Source organism: Bacillus sp. MM2020_4 (genome assembly GCF_011250555.1).
Lineage (GTDB): Bacteria > Bacillota > Bacilli > Bacillales > Cytobacillaceae > Neobacillus.
In genome coordinates this window covers 1-2,546 of the sequence record NZ_JAANMZ010000092.1, presented here as the reverse complement: position 1 = coordinate 2,546, position 2,546 = coordinate 1, and the positions used below count along the sequence as shown (strand labels likewise).

Genomic DNA, 2,546 nt, shown 5'->3' with positions numbered 1-2,546 from the left:
AATGATTTTCTTGATTGTTGGATGGTCTTTTGGGATAACGGTAAGAGTGATTACAAGTTACGATGCGGCGATTCGTTTGAATTGCATCTTGGAGATGGAAAGCGCCTTGTGTGCAGAATAGAACTAGAAAGTGACTGGTACATTCTTATGGGACAAAATGATACAAAATTCTATTTAAAGCCAAACGAAACCTATCAGGTTAATATTTAGTAAATGGGGAAGCTAGTGCAGGCTTCCCCTTTCTATCGGTCAGCAATTCCGTCAGAATATGGACAAATAAGTACGTCAATTTCTTGTCAAAACAGAGTGTCAGTAACACTTAATTATGACTTTCATAACAATTTTATAGAATTGTTGTCTAAACAATAAATCTTCAACTTTGATGATGGTTGTTATGAATGATTGCCTCTATTATTGTTTATGCAACAGGTGTTGTATAAAGGTTTTTGTAAATAAGTATTCTAGGAGGAATTTATCATGTTTATCTTATCCATTATTCTACAAAGCTTGTTAGCTGTGGTGTTCTTATTGACGGGGGGATGAAAATACTCGGTAACAAGGAATTAGTTGAAGCTTTTGAGCATCTTAACTTACCTCAATGGTTCCGTGTGGTTACAGGTTGGGTACAACTTATCGGGGTAGCTGGTTTAATAATTGGTTTTTGGGTTCCTGTAATAGCGGCATTAGCTGGATTATGGCTAACAATAACAATGCTTGGAGGAGTAATTACTCATGTTAATGCAAATGATCCTTTCGGTAATGTACTTCCTGCATTAATACTGGCAATGTTGTCAACTGTTATTACTCTTGTTAATTTAACGGACCTTGTAAATATGTTCTTTTGATCAACCGTACCATCCTTAAATCTTACCTATTGGTTGTTTAGATTTAGATAAAAGAAAACCATTTAAATAAAAAAGGAAATAGGATACGTAATCCTGTTTCCTTTTTATTACTAAGAATTTACAAGTAGAGAACAATTAATGGGTAGTATTAGTCAAGGGGACCAGTGAAAAAGGGAAAGGCTGCTTTTCAGCAGTCCTTAAGGTTTCTTGTTCGAGTATAGCGACATTCAACTAAACCAGTTAATATGATGTCAATATTTTTCATTAAAAAACGAAAAAATAAATGCTATACTAAAAATACTTATGCCAAATAACCTTCTCCCCACAGGGAACAGCCATATATAAGGCTCCTCCGTTGTTCTTTCTTTGTATGTAACTGTAAAGCCCCATATTCTATGTATTACACGATCAATAATATTGTTTGATTTTTAATTTTATTAAATTAACCCTTCGTTAGCTACAAAAAAAACGGGATCGCAGTAGCTATCCCATTCCTTAACTCTTGCACCCGATAGTTTAAGTACACTCCTTCACCATCTTTATTCAGGAATGGTTTAGTTAAATGCATGATGTAATCAGGTTGAAGAATTTATTAATTTATATAAGATTGTAGCCCACCAGTCCATAACCCCCCACTTTCTTCCAAGGCGAATTGCAATTGTATTGTTTTCTGGGCTAACATATAAAACTTGACCCAATGCCCCTAAAGCAAAATAGTCATTATTCGTTTTGTTATTTAGATGTCCCCACCATAAATATTTATAATATGCTTTATTTTGGTTAAACCACATTTTTCCCCAAGGATGTTTTTGATAATATCGAAAATGATCACTATTAGACGGCACATTATTTGGACTTACTGATTCCTTAATCCAATCTTGGCTAATAATCCGTTTTCCCTCCCATTCACCATTTTTTAAGTATAATCTGCCGAACTTAGCTAGATCTATTGCGGTCATTACCAACCCGCTCTCAATCTTTTCAAATGAATATTTTTCACTATCTAATATCATAAAACCCGTAAATTCCATTCCTAACTGACTCCATATCTTCTCATAAAAAAAGTCTGTTACACTTTTACCTGTTGTCCTTTCAAGTATAAGCCCTAATATTAACAAATGATAATCATTATAATGAAAAAAGCTATCATTCGTATCTTCTACAACAGTTAGTGCCAATTCTCTTGCATTCGGATACAAATAAACTTTTGCTTCGTCTCTCCATGGAAAATGACCTTCCTTGAACTTTATTCCTGCTTCCATCTGAAGGAGATGTTTAATTCTAATATTTCTTAGTTTAATATCAGGTATATAAAAAGAAACGAAATCATCTACACTTTTTATATAACCATCATCAATAGCGATTCCAACTAGAGCAGAAATAAATGATTTTGTAATGGAGAACAACTTTTGAGGAGTCTCTCTTGTATGTCCATTAAAATAATCTTCATAAAGAATAGTATCATTTTTAATAATAAGTAATGCAGTAGTGCCTGTATTTTCCATAAATTGTTTAAAGTCAGCAATTCTTTTTTTCCCTTTATGTAAGTATTCAAGAGTGGAGAATTCCAGTTTATTTGGTGATTCTTTAAAAAAATATGGATTATTATCTACTGTTAGTTTCTTGGTTGAAAAGAACTGATAATCATTGTATGCAACTTTAAACTTATTTCCTAACATATATGAAAGATAAGTATGAATA

The 2,546-nt window shown here is 32.8% G+C and carries 3 protein-coding genes; 2 read left to right on the top strand and 1 reads right to left on the bottom strand.

Translation table 11 applies throughout. The features are described from left to right. The coding region (locus G6554_RS25150) for a DUF5348 domain-containing protein (protein WP_166246833.1) at window positions 1-210 on the top strand (210 nt) is incomplete at its 5' end. A gap of 242 nt (window positions 211-452) precedes the next feature. Next, complete coding sequence (locus tag G6554_RS25145) at window positions 453-845, top strand: DoxX family protein (RefSeq protein ID WP_347564354.1); 393 nt, start codon at window positions 453-455, stop codon at window positions 843-845. 575 nt (window positions 846-1,420) lie between these two features. Here G6554_RS25145 and G6554_RS25140 read toward each other — a convergent pair. Next, on the bottom strand, window positions 1,421-2,546 hold a 1,126-nt coding region (locus G6554_RS25140), incomplete at its 5' end, for a serine hydrolase domain-containing protein (protein WP_166246831.1).